Below are 18048 nucleotides of genomic sequence, written 5' to 3' on the forward strand. Positions count from 1 at the left end.
CGGCCTCGCGGCCCCCGCCCACGGGAGCCGCGAGGCCGTCTGTCCGGTGTCCGGCCCCCCGCGCAGGCAGGGGGCGCCCCGAGGGGTGGGGCGGTCAGCGGCAGAGGGCCGCGTCCAGGGCGTCCGCCATGTGCTGCGCGCCGGCCTCGCCCGGGATGGCGGTGACGGTGATGGCGGCGGCGCGGCCGTCGTCGGTGACCCCGTTGCGGGAGCGGTAGCCCGCGGTGGTCCCGCCGTGGCCCCAGGAGAGGCCGCCGCAGGAGAGCGGCTTGCTCTGCAGGCCCAGCCCGTAGCGGACCCCCGGGCCCAGGAGCTCGGCGGGGACGGTGGTGCGCATCTCGGCGAGCTGCGCCGCGGGCAGGAGTCGGCCGCCGAGGAGCGCGGCGTAGAAGGAGTTGAGGTCGGTGTTGGTGGAGACGATCGCCCCCGCCGCCCAGGCCGCCGAGGAGTCCATCTCGGTGTAGTCGATCGTCCGGGCGTCCGGCGAGCTGCGGTAGTAGCCGTGAGGGTGGGCCTCGTGGATGCCGGTGTCCCCGGGGGTGGGGAAGTAGGTGTGGCGCAGGCCGATGCGGTCGATGACGCGCTTGGTGATCTCCTCGCCGACGGGCCGTCCGGTGACCTTCTGGACGATGAGTCCGGCGACGATGTAGTTGGTGTTGCTGTACTCCCAGCTGGTACCCGCGGGGAAGCGGGCCTGTTGGGCGAGGGCCGCGTCGAGGAGGTCGCGGGGCTCGAAGTAGCGGTACTGGATCGTGGTGAAGTCCGGGAGTGCGGGGGTTTCCATGTAGTCGGGCAGGCCGCTGGTGTGCTGGAGCAGCTGGCGGACGGTGATGCTGTGCCCGTCGATGCCGTCGCCGCGCAGCAGGCCGGGGAGGTAGGTGTCGACGGGCGAGTCGAGGCCGATCTTCCCTTCGGCGACGAGCTGGAGGACGACGACGGCGGTGAAGGCCTTGGTGTTGCTGCCGGCGCGTATCTGCCCGTCGACGGGGACCTTGGATCCGGTGGCGAGGTCGCCGACGCCGGCGGTGTAGGTGCGGGTGCGGCCGTCGCGGCCCTTGACCGAGGCCAGTGCGGCGGGCAGGCCGTCGTCCTTCACCAGCGCGTTCAGGCTCGACTGGACACTGTCCGGCTTGCCGCCCGCGAACGCCGCGGTCGGTGTCAGCACTCCGGCCGCCACGACGCCGGCGGCCACGGCTGCCGCCACCATGTGCCGACCACGGCGGATCCGGCGGGACGGGTTGTGCGGGACGTGCTCGTTCACGGAAGAACTCCTCTACGGGAAAGGGGAATCGGCGGGGTGCGCGGGCGCGCGGGTTCTGCGCGCCGAGGCGCGCAGAACCCGCAGGTCGTCCTGGTGCGGACGCTCAGGCCGGATCGCGGACGCTCAGGCCGGATCGCGGAGGGTCAGCGGCACAGGGCCGCGTCCACCGCGGTCTCAATGTGCTCTCCGGCCTCATCACTTGGGATCATGGTCACCGCGATGCTGGTGGCGCGGCCGTCATCGGTGGCGCCCCCGGCGGTCCGGTAGCCCGGAATGGTCCCGCCGTGGCCCCAGGACAGGCCACCGCACGACAGCGGTCGGCTCATCAGGCCCAGCCCGTACCGGACGCCCGGACCCACCCCGTCGGCGGGGACGGTGGTGCGCATCTCGGCGAGCTGGGCCGCCGGGAGGAGGCGACCGCCGAGGAGCGCGGTGAAGAACGAGTTGAGATCGGTGGTGGTGGAGACGACGGCGCCCGCCGCCCAGCCCCAGGACGGGTCCAGTTCGGTGTAGTCGCGGAACGAGCCGTCGGCGTTCTGGTTGTAACCCTTGGGGTGGGCCTCGCGGATGCTCATGTCCCCCGGGGTGGGGAAGTAGGTGTGGCGCAGGCCGATGCGGTCGACGATGCGCCGGTTGATCTCCTCGCCGAGCGGCCGCCCGGTGACCTTCTGGATGATCAGGCCCGCCGTCAGGTAGTTGGTGTTGTTGTACTCCCAGCGTGTGCCCGGGGCGAAGTGAGCCTTCTGGGCGAGGGCCGAGTCGAGCAGTTCACGCGGTTCGTAGTACCGCTTCGGACTGGTGAGGATCGAGTCCTTGTTCACGTACTCGGGCAGGCCGCTGGTGTGCTGGAGCAGCTGGCGGACGGTGATGTTGCGCCCGTCGATACCGTCGCCGCGCAGCAGGCCGGGCAGGTAGGTCTCGACGGGGGAGTCCAGGCCCACCTTTCCTTCGGCGACGAGCTGGAGGACGACGACGGCGGTGAAGGGCTTGGTGTTGCTGCCGATCCGTATCTGCCCGTCGACGGGGACCTTGGCTCCGGTGGCGAGGTCGCCGACGCCGGCGGTGTAGGTGCGGGTGCGGCCGTCGCGGCCCTTGACCGAGGCCAGCGCGGCGGGCAGGCCGTCGTCCTTGACCAGCGCGTTCAGGCTCGACTGGACACTGTCCGGCTTGCCGCCCGCGAACGCCGCGGTCGGTGCCAGCGCTCCGACCGTCATCACGCCGGCGGCCACGGCGGTCACGACCGCCATCGCCCGGTGCCGGCCGCCCCGGCGGGAGCGCGGGAGGAGGCTGTGCGGTGCATGCTCGTTCACGGAGGAACCCCTCTGAGGAATGGCGCCGGTGATTCCCGGCCTTGACCAAGAGGACCATTCAGGGGCAGGGGAGTTCGTCCGTACCCAGGACGAGACCGCACCCGGGAGCTGGCTCCGGGAGCCGCCCCCGGCCAGGACCGTGCTCCCCGGCAGCTCGGACCGGGAGGCCGATGGGGCAGCATGGGTGACGGACCACCACCGGGATCCGTGGCACCACCGCGCCTGCGCGGGCACGCGTCCCCGCCCGAACGGAAGACATCTTCGTGACCGATACCGCCGCCGCCCCCACCGAGCAGATCCGGGCCCGTCTCGCCGGGTACGAGCGCAGGTTCGGCACGCTGGCCGAGCAGTACTTCCAGGACCTGGCCGCCACCTTCGACGCTCCGTCGTCCAGCCGGTTCACCCCGGACTGCCTGGCCCTGCTGCGGGACCTGTCGCTGCGCGGCGGCAAGCGGATGCGGGTGGCCCTGCTCTTCGAGGCCGCCCGTCTGGTGACCGCCGAACCCGTGGCGGGGCTGGACGACGCCGCGCTGAGCATCGAACTGCTCCAGACCCACGGGCTGGTCCACGACGACATCATCGACGACAGCCCCACCCGCCGGGGCGGGCCCTCCACCTACTACGCCTACCGGGGGCGGTTCCCCGACCGGCCGCAGGCCGCGCTCGGGCTCGCCCTCCTCGCCGGCGACCTCGCACTCGCGCTGTCCCTCCAGGTGCTCCTCGACTCCCGGGCCCCGCTCCCGGTCCGACAGGCCATGGTCGAGGTGCAGACGCGAGCGGCGACGGCCACGTTCGTCGGCCAGATCATCGACCTGGAACGGGACTTCACCGCGGACCCGGACGAGGAGGTGCTGCACGACGTGGCCGACTACAAGACCGCCCGCTACTCGGTCCTCGCCCCGCTCCAGCTGGGACTGCTCGCCGCAGGCGTCCAGCCCGCCGCCCACGACGGGGAACTTCGCCGCTACGCCCGGCTGGTGGGGATCTGCGGGCAACTGCGCGACGACTACCTGGACCTCTTCGGCGACGCGGGGACCATGGGCAAGCCCACCGGAACGGACATCCGGGAGGGGCGGCGCAACTACACCGTCCGCGCCGTCCTGGCGGCGGCCACCGACGCCGAGCGGGCCCTGGTGGAGTCCGCACTCGGCGACGGAGCCTGCACCGAGGAGACCGTCGCCGCCATCCGCGACCTCGCCCACCGCCACGGCGTCCCGGAGCGGATGCGGGCGGACATGCGGCGCTTCGCGCACGCGGCCGCCGCGGAAGCCGCAGCCTGGCGCCCCAGGTGGCGGGAGGAGGCGGTCGCGTTCTTCGAGTACCTGCCGAGATGGAGCGTCGAGCGAGCCCGGTGAGGTGAGGTGAGCCCACGACCGGGAGGGCGGAGGACGGGCGAGGGGCGGGCGGGGAATCCCGTCCGTGCCTGGGCGGCGGTCAGTTGGCTCCGGGCCCGATCTCGGTGGTGAGGACGAGCTTGCCGCGGGTGCGGCCCGCCTCGCCGCGGGCATGAGCGGCCCCGGCCTGCTCCAGCGGGAAGGTCCGCTCCACCTCGACGGCGACCTCGCCGGCGTCGATCAGCGCGGCGATCGTGGTCAGCGCGGCGCCGTCCGGTTCGACCAGGAACGGGGTGACCCGCACGCCGGCCGCCTCGGCGGCCGCGGCCAGCTCGGGGGAGACGCCGGCCGGGATGGCGACCAGCAGGCCGCCGGGGCGCAGGACCTTCAGGGAACGGGTGCTGGTCAGGTCGTGGTCGTCGCCCACCAGGTCGATGACGACGTCGATGTCGGCGGTGGCGTCCTCGAAGCGGGTGCTGGTGTAGTCGATCACCTCGTCGGCGCCGAGCTCCTTGAGCCAGGGGTGCCGGGCGGCGCTGGCGGTGGCGATCACGTGGGCGCCCAGGTGGCGGGCGAACTGGACCGCGAAGTGGCCCACCCCGCCGGCGGCGGCGGTGACCAGCACCCGCTGGCCGGCCCGCACCCGGGCGGTGTCGACGACGGCCTGCCAGGCGGTCAGCGCCGCCAGCGGCACGGCGGCGGCGTGCACGTGGTCGAGCGTGGCCGGCTTGCGGGCGAACTGCCGGGCCGGGGCGGTCACGTACTCGGCGTAGGCGTTCGCGGCGCGCGGGAACCACGGCATGCCGTACACCTCGTCACCGGCCTTCAGCGTGGTCACGCCGAAGCCGACCTCCTCGACCACGCCGGACACGTCCCAGCCGAGCGTGAACGGCGGCTCGCCCAGCAGGCCGGCCATGCCGGAGCCGTCGCGGGTCTTCCAGTCCACCGGGTTGATCCCGACCGCGTGCACCCGCACCAGCACCTCCGTCGGCAGCGGCACCGGGCGCGCCACCTCGGCGACCCGCAGCACCTCCGGCCCGCCGAACGTGTCCTGGACCACCGCGCGCATCGTGTCTGCGGACATGCGTCATCTCCCGAAGCATCAGAGTGTGGATGGCCGTTCAGCGGCCGTTCCTCGATGTCGGCGACGCTATCCCCGCAGGTATGGTTACCTTCAAGGGCTAGTACTTCCCATCGGGAAGTGTCCTGGTGAGGAGAGTGAGCATGACGACCACCTGCCCCAGCGGCGAGCACTCGCAGCACGACGTCTACGCCGCCCAGTGCCCCTGTCGCATCCTGCTCGACCTGCTCGCCAACAAGTGGGCCGCCCTCGCCATCGGCGCGCTCGACGACGGTCCCCAGCGGTTCGGCGAACTCCAGCGCCGCCTCCAGGGCGTCAGCCCCAAGGTGCTGACCCAGACCCTGCGGCGCCTGGAGGACTTCGGCATCCTCGACCGCACCGTGTACCCCGTCGTCCCCCTGCACGTCGAGTACTCCCTCACCCCCCTCGGCCAGAGCGCCGCAGTGCCGTTGAACGCGCTTCGCTCCTGGGTCGAGGAGAACATCGACCAGGCCTTCCGTCCGGAGCCGGTCGCGGGGTAGCCGGGCACTGGCCGCGACCGGCTCTCGCAGCCGGGGGTTCAGCACGCAGCCGAGGGTTCGGCACGCCGCTGACGGTCGGCACGCGGTCACCCGGTTCGCCCGTGAACCCGGGGCCGGCGCAGGCGGCGGCCGCGCTGGGCCTCCATCGCGCCGCGGGCGACGGAGCGGGCGTGGTCCTCGGCCTCCGGGTCGATGCCGAGCAGCCGGTTGTGGTGCAGGTGCACCAGGCCGGGCAGCTCGGAACCCCGGGGGGTGGCCGCGCGCAGCGCCTCGCCGTAGCGGGCGAGCCGGCGCAGCCCGCGGACCGCTGCGACGGCGGACCCCGGGGCCTCCTCGACCTCGACACCGAACGCTCGGCCGCAGGCGTCGCCGCGGCCCGGGAGTGGGACGCCTGGTCCGCGTTCGCCGCACGGTTCCCACCCGCTCACTCGCTCCGGACGATCGCGGAACGCGGGCCCTCCGCCGCCACCTCGCCCTACCAGGCGTTCATGGCGCAGCCGGTCATGCAGGCTCTCGCCGCCTGGCGGCACTCCGACCCGGACGCGCCCACCTGGACGAAGCAGCAGGATCCCCTCTGGCACTTCGCCGGGAGCCGCGAGCAGCACGCCCATCGAGCCGCCATACGGGTTCAGACCACCAATGTCCTGCTCACCCTCGACGGCCGATGGATCGACCGCTTCGACTACACCCCCACGCCGCAGCAGCCGGTCGCGGCCAACGCGTACTTCGACTTCGCGGACCGGTACCTCCGCGAACTGCCGGAGGACGCCGTCATCGTCCGCGTCCGATTCCATTCGTGACGTCCGGCGGCCACCGCCGATCCTCCCGTCCGGGGCGCTGCTTCGAAGAAGCGCCGCAGTTCCTCAGCGGACGTGAGCGCAGCTGCGGCGAGTCCGCAGGCCCGGGTCTGTGCCCGTGTGTTACTGGGTACGGAGGAGATCGGCGGGGGAGCGGGTCGCGAGTGGCGAGAGGTCGGAGCCGGGGCGTGAGTGGTGAACTGCGGTATGACGATCTGGTGCGGCCGCTGCCGGAGTTGCTGAAGAGGCACGCCGAGCGGTCGGCGGACCGGGTCGCGTTCCACGACTTCTCGCGCGGCGTCAGCTATGCCGAGTTGGAGCGGCGGACCGGGCGGCTGGCCGGGTCGCTCGTGCGGGCGGGGGTCCGGCGCGGCGATCGGGTGGCACTCTGCCTGGGCAACTGCGTGGAGCTGGTGGAGGGTTGCCTCGCCGTGCTGCGGGCGGGGGCGGTCGGTGTCCTGCTCAATCCCCGCTCCTCCGACGACGAACTCGACTACTACCTGCGGGACAGCGGCGCCTCGGCCATCATCACCGACCCCGCGCACCTCGCGCAGCTCCACCGCCTCGGCGCCGCGTACCGGGGCCTGCACACCGTGCTCACCGGGGCGGGCCCGATTCCCTCGAACGCCCCCGACGGCACCCTCGTCTTCGAGGCCGAGGCCGAGGCCGCAGCCGGGAGCGACGGGCCCGGGGCCCCCGACGACCTGGGGCTCGACGACCCGGCCTGGCTGCTCTACACGTCCGGGACCACCCACCGCCCCAAGGGCGTGCTCTCCACGCAGCGCGGCGCACTGTGGTCGGTGGCGGCCTGCTACGCGCCGGTCTTCGGGCTCTCCCCCGAGGACCGGCTGCTGTGGCCGCTGCCGCTGTTCCACAGCTTCGGGCACTCCCTCGCGATCCTGGGCACCACGGCCGTCGGCGCGAGCACCGCGATCGCCGGCGAACTGCCGACGTCCGGCGAGGGCCTGACGCCCGGCGACCTGTGGCGCACGCTGCGCACCCCGAGTGCCGCCCTCGGCGGGCCGTTCACCCTCCTGGCGGGCGTCCCCACGACGTACCACCGGTTGATGGCCTCGGCGAAGGACACCCCGCTCCCCGCGCCGCGGACCGGGCTGCGGCTCTGCGTCACGGCGGGCGCGCCGTGTCCGCCCGAGCTGCGCGGGGCGGTGGAGGAGACGCTCGGCGCGCCGCTGCTCGACGTCTACGGCAGTACCGAGACCTGCGGCGCGATCGCGGTGGCCCGCCCGAACGGCCCCCGGGTCGACGGGTCCTGCGGACTACCGGTGCCCGGCGTCGAGGTCCGCGTGGTCGATCCGGACAGCGGCGTCGACGTCCTCGCGGGCGGCGAGGGCGAGATCTGGGTCAGCGGTCCGAATCTCATGACGGGCTACCACGAGCAGCCGGAGGCGACGGCCGCCGCGCTGCGCGAGGGCTGGTACCGGACCGGGGACCTCGGCCGGCGCGCCGAACACGGCCACCTCGTCCTCACCGGCCGGGTCAGCGAACTGATCATCCGGGGCGGCGAGAACATCCACCCCACGGAGGTCGAGCACGTCCTGCGGGGCTGTCCCGGGGTGCGGGACGCCGTGGTCCTCGGCCTGCCGCACGCCGTCCTCGGGGAGGTCCCGGTCGCCTTCGTGGTGCCCGGCCCGGAGGGCCTGGACCCGCGGCTGGTGCTCGACGTCTGCCGCTCGCGGCTCGCGGACCACAAGGTCCCCGTCGAGGTCCGCGAGATCGCGGCCGTCCCGCGCACGCCGTCGGGCAAGATCGTCCGCCATGCGGTGCTCAGCGACCCGGCCGCGGCGCCGGCCCCGGCCCCGGGCGGCGGCTCCCTGGACCGCGGGCTGCTGTCGCTGCCCCGGGAGGAGCAGGAACGCGCGCTGTGCGAGAGGGTGTGCGCCGAGACGGCCCGGGTCCGCGGCCGCGCGCCGGAGACGGGGCTCGACGCGGACACGCCCTTCGCGGACCTCGGGCTGACCTCGCTCGGCGCCATCGAGCTGATCGACCGGCTCGCGGCGTCGACCGGGCTGAGCCTGCCGACGACGCTGGTCTTCGACCACCCGACCCCGGCCGCCGTCGCCCGCCACCTGCACACCGAACTGTTCACCGCCGAGCCCGCCGCACCCGCCGAGCCCGCCGAGCCCGCCGTACACACGACCACCGCACCGCGCACCGCCGCACCGCGGACCGCCGAGCCGGAGGAGCCGTACGACCGGGACCCGGTGGTGATCGTCGCCATGGCCTGCCGCTACCCCGGCGACGTGGAATCCCCCGAAGGGCTCTGGGAGTTGGTGTCTCAGGGCAGGGACGCGATCTCGGACCTGCCGACCGACCGGGGCTGGGACCTCGCCGCCCTCTACCACCCCGACCCGGACCGGATCGGCACCTGCTACACGCGCAGCGGCGGATTCCTGCACAGCGCCGCCGAGTTCGACGCGGGCCTGTTCGGCATCTCGCCGCGCGAGGCGCTCGCCATGGACCCGCAGCAGCGGCTGCTGCTGGAGGTCACCTGGGAGGCGTGGGAACGGGCCGGGATCGACCCGGCGTCCGTCCGGGACAGCGACACGGGCGTCTTCCTCGGCGTGATGTACGGCGACTACGCCTCCCGCTTCACCGAGCACGAACTCGAGGCCCACCTCGCCCTGGGCTCGGCCGGAAGCGTGGCCTCCGGCCGGCTCTCCTACGTGTTCGGCCTGCGCGGGCCCGCGATCACCGTCGACACGGCGTGCTCGTCCTCGCTGGTCGCCGTGCACCAGGCGGCCCAGGCGCTGCGCTCGGGCGCGTGCTCGCTGGCGCTGGCCGGCGGCGTCACGGTCATGGCGACGCCCAACCCGCTGGTCGCGTTCAGCCGCCAGCGCGCCCTCGCGCCCGACGGCCGGTGCAAGTCGTTCTCGGCGACGGCGGACGGCACCGCCTGGGCCGAGGGCGCCGGGGTGCTGGTGCTGGAGAGGCTGTCCGACGCGCGCCGCAACGGTCACCCGGTGCTGGCGGTGGTGCGCGGCAGCGCCGTCAACTCCGACGGCGCGTCCAACGGCCTGACCGCGCCCAACGGCCGCGCCCAGCAGCGCCTGATCCAGCTGGCGCTGGCGGACGCCGGACTGCGCGCGCACGAGGTGGACGCCGTGGAGGCGCACGGGACGGGCACCGCGCTCGGCGACCCCGTCGAGGCGCGGGCGCTGCTCGCGGGCTACGGCCGGGGCCGGGGGCCGGAGGACCCCCCGCTGTGGCTGGGCAGCGTCAAGTCCAACCTGGGGCACACCCAGGCCGCCGCCGGAGTCGCCGGGATCATCAAGATGGCCCAGGCCATGCGGCACGGCGAGTTGCCCAGGACCCTGCACGTGGCAGCCCCCACCCCGCACGTCGACTGGTCCGCGGGCCGGGTCGAGCTGCTGACCGCCGCCCGGCCGTGGCCCGCGCCCGCCGGCCGACCGCGCCGGGCCGGCGTGTCGGCCTTCGGGATCGGCGGCACCAACGCACACGTGATCATCGAGGAGCCGACCGCCGCCGACCGCGCCCCGAGCCGGCAACCCGCGCCGCCGCCGGGGCCGGTGTCGCCGGCGGCAGTGCCGTGGCTGGTCGGCGGAGCCGACGAGGCGGCCCTGCGGGCCCAGGCGCGACGGCTCGCCGACCACGTCGCGGCCCGGCCGGGCCTCTCGCCGGCGGACGTGGGCTTCTCGCTGGCGGTGTCGCGGTCGGCGCTCACGCACCGGGCGATGGTGCCGGCCGCGGACCGTGCGCGCATGCTGGCCGGACTCCGGGCGATCGCCGACGGCACGCCCGGCGACGGCACGTCCGGTGCCGGGGCGTTGACGCGCCTGGCCGACCCGCGCACCCGTACCGCCTTCCTGTTCACCGGGCAGGGCGCGCAGCGCACGCGGATGGGCGAGGAGCTGCGGGAGGCGTTCCCCGTGTTCGCCGAGGCCTTCGACGAGGTCTGCCACGCGCTGGACGGCGAACTCGAACGGCCGCTGCGCACGGTGATCCGCGCCGAGCCGGGCTCGCCGGACGCCCTGCTCGACCGCACGGACTTCACCCAGGCCGCCCTGTTCGCCTACGAGGTGGCGCTCTTCCGGCTGGTGGAGTCCTGGGGCGTGCGGGCCGACTTCCTGGCGGGGCACTCCGTGGGCGAGTTGGCGGCCGCGCACGTCGCCGGAGTGCTGGACCTCGCCGACGCCGTACGCCTGGTCGCGGCGCGCGGGCGGCTGATGCGGGCGCTGCCCGAGGGTGGGGCGATGGTGGCCCTCGACGCGGCGGAGCACGAGGTCCTGCCCGAACTCGCGGACGTGGCAGACCGCGTGGCGATCGCCGCAGTCAACGGACCGCGCGCGGTGGTGGTCTCCGGCGCGCGGGACGCGGTCCTCGCCGTCGCGGCGCGGTTCGAGGCCCGCGGCCGCCGCAGCACGCGGCTCAAGGTCGGCCACGGCTTCCACTCGCCGCTCGTGGAGCCGGTGCTCGACGAGTTCCGCCGCGTCGCCGAGACGCTGGAGTTCCGGCTGCCGCGGATTCCGGTGGTCTCCACCGTGACGGGATCTCGGGCGGCGCCCGAGGAACTGGGCTCCGCGGACTACTGGGTGCGGCACGCGCGGCTTCCCGTGCGGTTCGCCGAGGCCGTGGAATGGCTGGGCGCCAACGGCGTCGGGGGCTTCCTGGAACTCGGCCCGCAGCCCGTGCTCACCGCGTACGCGCAGGAGTGCCCGGCCGTCCAGGACGGCGGCCCGGTGTTCGCCTTCGCGGCCCGCGACGGCAAGCGGGAGCCGGACACGCTGCTGGCGGCCGTGGCCCGGCTCCACGTGCGCGGCGCCGGCGTCGACTGGCCCGCGGTGTTCGCGGAGCGCGGGCTGGGGCGCGGGCTGCGGCGCGTGGAGCTGCCGACCTACGCCTTCCAGCGCCGGAGGTACTGGCTGGACCCGCAGCGGCCGGCCGGGGCGGGGGCCCACCCGGGCCCCGGCGAGCATCCGCTGCTCGGCCCGCCGTTCGAGGTGCCGGGCACCGGGCACACGGTGCTCTCCGGCCTGCTGTCGGCGAGTGCCCAGCCGTGGCTCGCCGACCACGTCGTCGGCGGGGCGCCGCTCGTGCCGGGGGCGGCGTTCGTCGAGATGGCCGTGCGCGCGGGCGACGCGGTCGGCTGCGGCACGCTGGAGGAGCTCGTGATGCTGCGGCCGCTGGCCCTGCCCGCCTCGGGGGTGCGGGTCCAGGTCGTGGTGGGGGCGGTGGACGACTCGGGCCGACGGACCGTCGAGATCCACGCGCGACCGTTGGAGACCGCCGAGCCCGCCGAGACCGCCGAGCCCGCCGAGCCCGCCGAGCCCGCCGAGACCGCCGAGCCCGCCGAGCCCGCCGAGACCGCCGAGACCGCCGAGCCCGCCGAGCCCGCCGAGACCGCCGAGACCGCCGAGCCCACCGAGCCCGCCTGGACGCCGCACGCCGCCGGCCTGCTCGCCCGCACACCCGAGCCGGGGACGGCACCGGAGGGGCACGGCCTGACGCAGTGGCCGCCGCCCGGCGCCGTGGAGATCGAACCCGCCGGCGCCTACGAGGCCGCGGCGGAGCGCGGGCTGGCCTACGGGCCCGCGTTCCGCCGCGTGCGCGCGCTGTGGCGGCGGGGTGCGGAGGTGTTCGCGGAGGTCCGGTTGCCCGAGCCGTGGACGGCCGAGGCAGGCCGGTACGGCATCCACCCCGCGCTCCTGGACGCCGCCGCGCACGCCTCGATGCTCGCCGCGTCCGCTCAAGGAAGCGGCCCGGATGCGGACGCGGGCACGGACGCGGGCACGGAGGTTGGCACGGAGGTTGGCGGCGCCCGGGTGCCGTTCCAGTGGAGCGGCGTGTGCCTGCACGCCGCCGAGGCGTCGACGGTCCGGGTGCGGATCGCCCCGGTCGGCGAGGCAGGCCCCGCCTCGGAGGACGGCGCGTTCTCGATCACGCTCACCGACCCGGCGGGCCGCCTGGTGGCTCGCGTGAACTCCCTCTCCACCAGGGAACTTCCGGCCGGGCACCGCGATCCCGGGCAGGACATCGCCCAGCGCGCCCTGCTGCGCCCCGACTGGGTCCCCGTCGCACTGCCCAGCGGGGCACCGCAGCCGGCAGGCTGGACGGTTCTCGGGCCGGACCAGCTGAACCTCGGCGCCTTCGTCCCCCTCGCCGACCCCTCCTCACCCACGGACGGCGCGGCCCCGCCCCGCCACCTGGCGGTCACCGCCGTCGGCTCGGAATCGGAATCGGACCGCGACCCGCTCGCCGACGTCCACCTGCTGACCGCGCGGGTGCTCAAGGTCCTCCAGGACCGGCAGGACGATCCGGCCACCGCGGGCTCGCGGCTCGTGGTGGTGACGCGGAACGCCACCGCACCCACGCCGGACCTGGCGGGAGCAGCGGTCTGGGGGCTGGTGCGCACCGCGCAGTCGGAGCTGCCGGGGTGCGCGGTCCTGATCGACGTGGACGAGGACCCCGCCTCCCTGCGCCTGCTGCCCGCGGCGGCCGCCGGCGGCGAGCCCCAACTCTCCCTGCGCGCCGGTCGGGCGACGGTGCCACGGCTGGTCGGCGCCCCGGCGGCGGCCCACCTGCCCGAGCCCTGGCCGGCCGAGAGTGCCCCGCCCCGCCGCTCCGGCACCTTCGACCCGGACGGCACGGTGCTGATCACCGGCGGCACCGGAGCGCTGGGCGCGGACCTGGCCGGGCACCTGGTCGACGCGTACGGGGTCCGCCACCTGCTGCTGACCGGGCGGCGCGGCCCGCATGCACCGGGCGCCGACGCCCTGCGCGCGAGTCTGTCGGAGCGGGGCGCGCAGGTCAGGATCGTCGCGTGCGACGTGGCCGACCGGGCCCGGCTCGCCGAGCTGATCGAGCAGTGCGACCCCCCGCTGACCGCCGTCGTGCACGCCGCCGGGGTCCTCGACGACGGAGCACTGGCCGCGATGTCCCCCGAGCGGCTGGCGGCGGTCCTGCGGCCGAAGGCGGACGCGGCCTGGCACCTGCACGAGTTGACCCGCGACCGGGGCCTGTCGGCCTTCGTCCTGTTCTCCTCGGTCTCGGGCGTGCTGGGCCGGGCGGGCCAGGGCAACTACGCCGCGGCGAACTCGTTCCTGGACGCGCTCGCCCGGCACCGGGCCGCCGCCGGTCTGCCCGCCGTCTCGCTGGCGTGGGGCTTGTGGGGCCACGACGCGGGCATGGCAGCCCGGTTGACCGAGGGAGTGGGGCACCCGAGGCCCGATGACGTGGTCCGGGCGTTCACCCCCGCCCAAGGACTGGCCCTGTTCGACGCGGCACTGCGGACGGGAGCCCCCGTACTCGCGCCGGTCCTGCTGGACCGGGCCGCGCTGCGCGCCGCCGCAGGGCGACTACCGCCGCCGCTGCGCGACCTGGCGCGCCACGGCCGGCCCGCCGCCGAGACGCGGAGCGGCGCGACCGAACCGTCCCCGGGCCCCCGGGACCGGGAGGGCTCGGAGCCCGGAGCGTGGCGCACGCTGCTGGCCGGGCTGCCCGCCGCGGAGCGCGGGGCCGCGCTCACGGAACTGCTGCGCGGCGACGTGGCCGCGGTGCTCGGCTACTCCGGCGCGCAGGACCTGCCCGCCGGCAGGACCCTGGCCGAGCTCGGCTTCGACTCCCTGACGGCCGTCCAGTTCCGCAGCCGACTGAGCACGGCCCTGCGCCTGCGCCTGCGGCTGCCCGCGGCCGTCGTGTTCGAGCACCCGGCGATCGAGGACCTCGCCCGTCACGTACTCGACCTGCTCGACGACCTGCCCGACGACCTGCCCGACGACCTGCCCGATGGCCTGCTCAAGGACCGGCCCGACGGCACACCGCGTGAGCGGCCCGGCACCCGGCCCGCACCGCCCACCGGCCGTCCCGCGCAGACGCTCGCGGCGCTGTACCGCGCGCTCTGCGAGCAGGGCCGGCCGGCGGCCGCGATGCACCTGGTGGTCGCGGCGTCCTCGGCCACCGCGACGTTCGGCGCCGACGACGCCGCGGAGCACACCGTGCCGCCGCTGCGCCGGGCCCGGGGCCGCGCCGGCTCCCCGGTCGTGGCCTTCTTCCCCGACCACCGCCCGTTCCCCGCCCTCCCGGGCGGCGGGTTCGCGGCCCTGCACGCCTGCTTCGAGGGCGAGTTGGAGGTCCTGGAGTTCCCGCACCCGGGCATCGGCACGGGGTACGCCGTTCCGGCCGACCGGGAGACACTCGCCCGCCTCCACGCCGAGACGGTGCTGCGGCACGCCGGCGACCGGCCCGTCGTCCTGGTCGGTGCTTCCGCCGGGGGCGCCGTCGCGCACGCCGTGACCCGACGCCTCGAACTCGGTGGATCCGCCCCCCTGGGACAGGTGCTGATCGACACGTATCTCGTCCACCAGGGCAACCACTCCACGGACTGGCTGACCGCCCTGGCCGCCCCGCCGGCCCCGCACCTCGGCGTGGACGTGTGCGCGGGCGTGTGCGCGGACGGGTCCACCGGCGACGAGGACGCCGCCGTCGCGGCCATGGGCGCCTACACCGGGCTCTTCCTGGACTGGCGCCCGGAGTCCGTGCACACCCCGACCCTCCTCGTCGGGGCCGCGCGGCCGACCCCGCTGATGGCGGCGCGCGCGGACGGCGACTCCTGGCGCGCGTCGTGGCCGCTGCCGCACGAGCGCGTCGAGGTGCCCGGCGACCACCTCTCCCTGGCACGGGAGGACGCCGCCACGACGGCGGCCGCGATCCGCAGCTGGATCGACTCCCTCGGCCGCACCGGATAAGTCCTGCCTTTCGGATCAGTGTGTGCAGCCAGGGGCGTGGGAAGTCGGCCCGGCCGACTTCCCGCGCCCCCGGAACCGGTCGCCGGGTGCGCGGGCGAACCCCCGTTCGAGTGAAGCGTGGTACGGCCCCGTGGAGGTGGTGCCGGGGCGGGGTAACGGGTGATCGGGAGTCATGGGGCGCCGCGCGACGCGGGTCCCCGGGCTCCCGTCGATGCCCCCTGACGAACCCAGCACGGGAGTCCCCTCATGCACCTGCGCTTCAGCCCGCGCGCGGCGGTCGTGGCCACCGCCGGCGTCCTCGCTCTGTCCCTGGCCAGCCCCTCCACGGCCTCGGCGGCCCCCGGCGTCGTGATCATGGATCGCGGGGGCGAACGGGAGGAGGTCACGGACCCGGTGCCCGGCGAGTGCCACCGCGGCCTCGGCCCCGACACCACGATCGTGAACTTCACCAGTGGCCCCATCCGGCTGTACACCGACCGCAACTGCCGGTCGAGGGTCTCTTCCCTGCTGGACCCGGACGGGGCCCGGGAAGACGTGAACGTCGGCAGTTTCGTGGCCATCACCTGACCCTCGCCCCACCCGTTCACCCACCGCCGGACCGGCTGCGAGGCCGTCCGGCGGCCGTACGCGAGGTCCCCGCGCCGGCCGCCCCCACGATGCCGTGCAGATGCGACAACGGGGCCTCCTGGATGGCTCTGTTCACGAGATACGACAGCAATTGTTCACCGCTTCGGACAGCACCGGGCTTTGCTGATGTTCGACTCGGGCGACTGTGAGTTCGACGGTCAACGGGCGGGCGGTCCGGAGCGTTGTATGCGGCGGGAACGTCGCTCGCGGAGTGGGCGGTTCGGCGCGATGTCAGGACTGGACGGCCGGCTTGAGGGTGTCCTGGCACCACTGGCGGAAGCCGGTGGCGGTGCCTGGGCCGTGGGCTTCGGCGTCGTAGACTCCGTTGTTTTGTGCCTCGACCATGACCGCGAAATCCTGCGCCATTGCCTGGCTCGCACCGCGCTGCACCATCGCGGCCTGGTAGTCCGCGAGCGGGGTCTGGCGGTAGCGGACCGTGCGGCCCAAGGCGTCGGAGATGGCCTCGGCCATGGCGTCGGGGGTCAGGTTGTCGGGGCTGACCAGAGCGACGCGCGCGTGGCCGCTCCAGGAGGTGTCGAGGAGGAGTGCCGCTGCTGTGGCGGCGACGTCCCGGGTGGCAACGGTCGGCAGCGGCCGGTCTGCGGCGTTGGCCATGGAGAACGTTCCCTGCTCCGTTATCGCCGGGGCCTGGCGGAGCAGGTTCTCCATGAAGAACGGCAGGGCCAGCGCCCGGTAGTGCACGCCGGAGCCCTCGAAGAGCTCGTCCATTGCCAGCGCGGCCGACAGGAGCCCGGCCTCACCCTGGTAGCCGTGGCCCAGGGACGTCACGCCCACGACCCGCACGCCCCGGCTCGCGGCCGTCCGGCAGGCGGCCCGGGTGAACTCCACGTAGTAGCGCCTGGCGCCGTCGGTGCGGGTGAATGCGGCCGGGGGCACGAGCCAGAACATGCGGTCGGCGCCTTCAAGCGCCTTCGTGATCGTGTCCGCATCGCCGTGGGAGCCCTCCAGCACCTCGGCCTGGGCATGCACGCGCGCCGACAGCCGGGAGGGGTCGCGGGCGATCACGCGGACCGCCTCACCGCTGTCCAGGACGTGGTCCAGAACCTGTCGGCCGATATCGCCGGTGGGCGTGGTGATGACGATCATGAGTACCTCCGTGAGAGACAGTGGACGGCGGAGCGCCGAGGGCGTTGCCGGACGGTTCCGAGTCAACCTGGCGCGACAGCGCGGGTGAAGGACCAGTTCGGTCGCCATTGATACCCTGGTGATATGAATGACCTTGAGGTCCGGCAACTCCGGTACTTCGTCGCAGTCGCGGAAGAACTGCACTTCGGGCGCGCAGCCGCCCGGCTGGGCATGGCGCAGCCCCCGTTGTCCCGCACGATCCGGAATCTCGAACGGCAGCTCGGCGTGGCGCTGTTCGAGCGCACCACCCGGCAGGTGAAGCTCACCGCAGCCGGGGAAGTCCTGCTGCGCGACGCCCGGACCGTCCTGGAGGCGGTCACCGCCGCAGCCTGCCGGGCCCGACAGGCAGGAAGCGCGTCACCGCGGCTGCGGATCGCACTCAAGGCCGACGTCGACGGCGGCCTGCTGTCGCAGATCCTGGACGCCTACCGTGCCGATGACGCGGCCCCGCCACCGGAGCTGGTCCTCGGAGGGTTCGGCGAGCAGCCGCAGGCACTGCGCGACGGCCACGCCGACGTGGGACTCGTGCTGTGCCCCTTCGACACCCGCGGCCTGGACAGCGAGCCGCTACTGACCGAGCCGGTCCTGGTCGCCGTGGCCGCCGCCGACCCGCTGACTGCCCGGACCCGACTGTGCCTGGCCGACCTGGCCGGCCGCAAGCTCCCCGGCGGCGCCTCTGCCGGCCTCGGCCGACCCGTCGAGCCCCGGCCCGAGGCGGCTCGACCGGCCTCGAACCTGTCGGAGATCCTCAGCCTCGTCGAGACGGGCAGCGTCGTGTTTTTCACTCCGGCCTCGGTGGCCCGGCGTTATCCGCGATCCGAGATCGCCTACCTGCCGGTCAACGATCTGCCGGACTCCACGCTGGCCGTCGCCTGGCCCCAGGACGCACGCTCACCGGCCGTCGCCGCCTTCGTGCGTGCCGCCTGCACCGTCGCAGCCGCACGAACACAGTCCCTCATGCCGAGCACGACTACCTGACCCGTATCCGTCGCAGCCCGGCGCCACAGATCCTGCCAGAGCACCAGCCCCCTACGGACACTCCTCATCACCGCCATCGACTGTCGGTGCCAGCCTCGTTCGATTCCCTTCGTCGTCCAGGTGTTGTCCGAAGTGGTGGACAATTGCTGTCGTATCTCGTGAACAGAGCCACCTGGACAGCGTGTTGGCGTAGATGCCCTGCGCGAGCTACCAGGAGGCCCTGTTTTCATGTGCGGCTGCCGCCACAGCCACCCGATCGAGACTCCGGTT

At 74.6% G+C, this 18048-nt stretch carries 11 protein-coding genes; 6 read left to right on the forward strand and 5 right to left on the reverse strand.

The window, feature by feature from the left end; translation table 11 throughout:
- Positions 1 to 94 precede the first annotated feature (94 nt).
- Both ACIQVZ_RS36680 and ACIQVZ_RS36685 read right to left on the reverse strand, forming a co-directional pair.
- Positions 95 to 1261, reverse strand: a complete 1167-nt coding sequence (locus ACIQVZ_RS36680) for a serine hydrolase domain-containing protein (RefSeq protein ID WP_402456223.1) — start codon at positions 1259 to 1261, stop codon at positions 95 to 97.
- A 143-nt stretch (positions 1262 to 1404) separates the two neighbouring features.
- The gene (locus ACIQVZ_RS36685; protein ID WP_350879000.1) at positions 1405 to 2508 is read right to left on the reverse strand and encodes a serine hydrolase domain-containing protein; all 1104 of its coding nucleotides are present in this window, start codon (positions 2506 to 2508) and stop codon (positions 1405 to 1407) included.
- A 326-nt stretch (positions 2509 to 2834) separates the two neighbouring features.
- On the opposite strand from ACIQVZ_RS36685, the gene ACIQVZ_RS36690 reads away from it, so the two are divergent.
- Positions 2835 to 3926: a polyprenyl synthetase family protein gene (locus tag ACIQVZ_RS36690; RefSeq protein WP_402456224.1), complete on the forward strand. Its 1092-nt coding sequence runs from the start codon at positions 2835 to 2837 to the stop codon at positions 3924 to 3926.
- A 79-nt stretch (positions 3927 to 4005) separates the two neighbouring features.
- On the opposite strand, the gene ACIQVZ_RS36695 is transcribed toward ACIQVZ_RS36690, so the two are convergent.
- A complete protein-coding gene (locus ACIQVZ_RS36695) occupies positions 4006 to 4989 on the reverse strand; it encodes an NADP-dependent oxidoreductase (protein ID WP_402456226.1) in 984 nt (327 codons plus the stop codon).
- 140 nt (positions 4990 to 5129) lie between these two features.
- On the opposite strand from ACIQVZ_RS36695, the gene ACIQVZ_RS36700 reads away from it, so the two are divergent.
- Positions 5130 to 5507, forward strand: coding sequence for a helix-turn-helix domain-containing protein (locus ACIQVZ_RS36700; protein ID WP_350878810.1), 378 nt, complete (start codon positions 5130 to 5132; stop codon positions 5505 to 5507).
- An 86-nt stretch (positions 5508 to 5593) separates the two neighbouring features.
- On the opposite strand, the gene ACIQVZ_RS36705 is transcribed toward ACIQVZ_RS36700, so the two are convergent.
- On the reverse strand, positions 5594 to 5935 hold the full coding sequence (locus ACIQVZ_RS36705) for a hypothetical protein (protein WP_402456228.1): 342 nt from the start codon (positions 5933 to 5935) through the stop codon (positions 5594 to 5596).
- Positions 5936 to 5995: 60 nt separating this feature from the next.
- On the opposite strand from ACIQVZ_RS36705, the gene ACIQVZ_RS36710 reads away from it, so the two are divergent.
- From ACIQVZ_RS36710 to ACIQVZ_RS36720, 3 genes are all read left to right on the forward strand, one after another.
- A complete protein-coding gene (locus ACIQVZ_RS36710) occupies positions 5996 to 6307 on the forward strand; it encodes a hypothetical protein (RefSeq protein ID WP_402456229.1) in 312 nt (103 codons plus the stop codon).
- A 185-nt stretch (positions 6308 to 6492) separates the two neighbouring features.
- Positions 6493 to 15027: a type I polyketide synthase gene (locus tag ACIQVZ_RS36715; protein WP_402456231.1), complete on the forward strand. Its 8535-nt coding sequence runs from the start codon at positions 6493 to 6495 to the stop codon at positions 15025 to 15027.
- 246 nt (positions 15028 to 15273) lie between these two features.
- Positions 15274 to 15594 (forward strand): hypothetical protein, encoded by a 321-nt coding sequence (locus tag ACIQVZ_RS36720; RefSeq protein ID WP_402456232.1) that lies wholly within the window; start codon positions 15274 to 15276, stop codon positions 15592 to 15594.
- A gap of 291 nt (positions 15595 to 15885) precedes the next feature.
- Here the strand turns inward: ACIQVZ_RS36720 and ACIQVZ_RS36725 are convergent, their stop codons facing one another.
- Entirely contained in the window at positions 15886 to 16761 is an 876-nt protein-coding gene (locus tag ACIQVZ_RS36725) for an NAD(P)H-binding protein (protein WP_402456234.1), read from the reverse strand.
- Positions 16762 to 16884: 123 nt separating this feature from the next.
- On the opposite strand from ACIQVZ_RS36725, the gene ACIQVZ_RS36730 reads away from it, so the two are divergent.
- Positions 16885 to 17778, forward strand: a complete 894-nt coding sequence (locus ACIQVZ_RS36730; RefSeq protein ID WP_402456236.1) for a LysR family transcriptional regulator — start codon at positions 16885 to 16887, stop codon at positions 17776 to 17778.
- The last annotated feature ends 270 nt before the right edge of the window (positions 17779 to 18048 follow it).

The organism is Kitasatospora sp. NPDC098663, assembly GCF_044760075.1.
In the GTDB taxonomy this organism is placed as follows: Bacteria; Actinomycetota; Actinomycetes; order Streptomycetales; family Streptomycetaceae; genus Kitasatospora.

Excerpts from the sequence above, each read along its gene's own strand:
- ACIQVZ_RS36685 (WP_350879000.1), bottom strand. The coding sequence starts at position 2,508 with ATGGCGGTCGTGACCGCCGTGGCCGCCGGCGTGATGACGGTCGGAGCG.
- ACIQVZ_RS36695 (WP_402456226.1), bottom strand. The coding sequence starts at position 4,989 with ATGTCCGCAGACACGATGCGCGCGGTGGTCCAGGACACGTTCGGCGGG.
- ACIQVZ_RS36700 (WP_350878810.1), top strand. The coding sequence starts at position 5,130 with ATGACGACCACCTGCCCCAGCGGCGAGCACTCGCAGCACGACGTCTAC.
- ACIQVZ_RS36710 (WP_402456229.1), top strand. The coding sequence starts at position 5,996 with ATGGCGCAGCCGGTCATGCAGGCTCTCGCCGCCTGGCGGCACTCCGAC.
- ACIQVZ_RS36720 (WP_402456232.1), top strand. The coding sequence starts at position 15,274 with ATGCACCTGCGCTTCAGCCCGCGCGCGGCGGTCGTGGCCACCGCCGGC.
- ACIQVZ_RS36725 (WP_402456234.1), bottom strand. The coding sequence starts at position 16,761 with ATGATCGTCATCACCACGCCCACCGGCGATATCGGCCGACAGGTTCTG.
- ACIQVZ_RS36730 (WP_402456236.1), top strand. The coding sequence starts at position 16,885 with ATGAATGACCTTGAGGTCCGGCAACTCCGGTACTTCGTCGCAGTCGCG.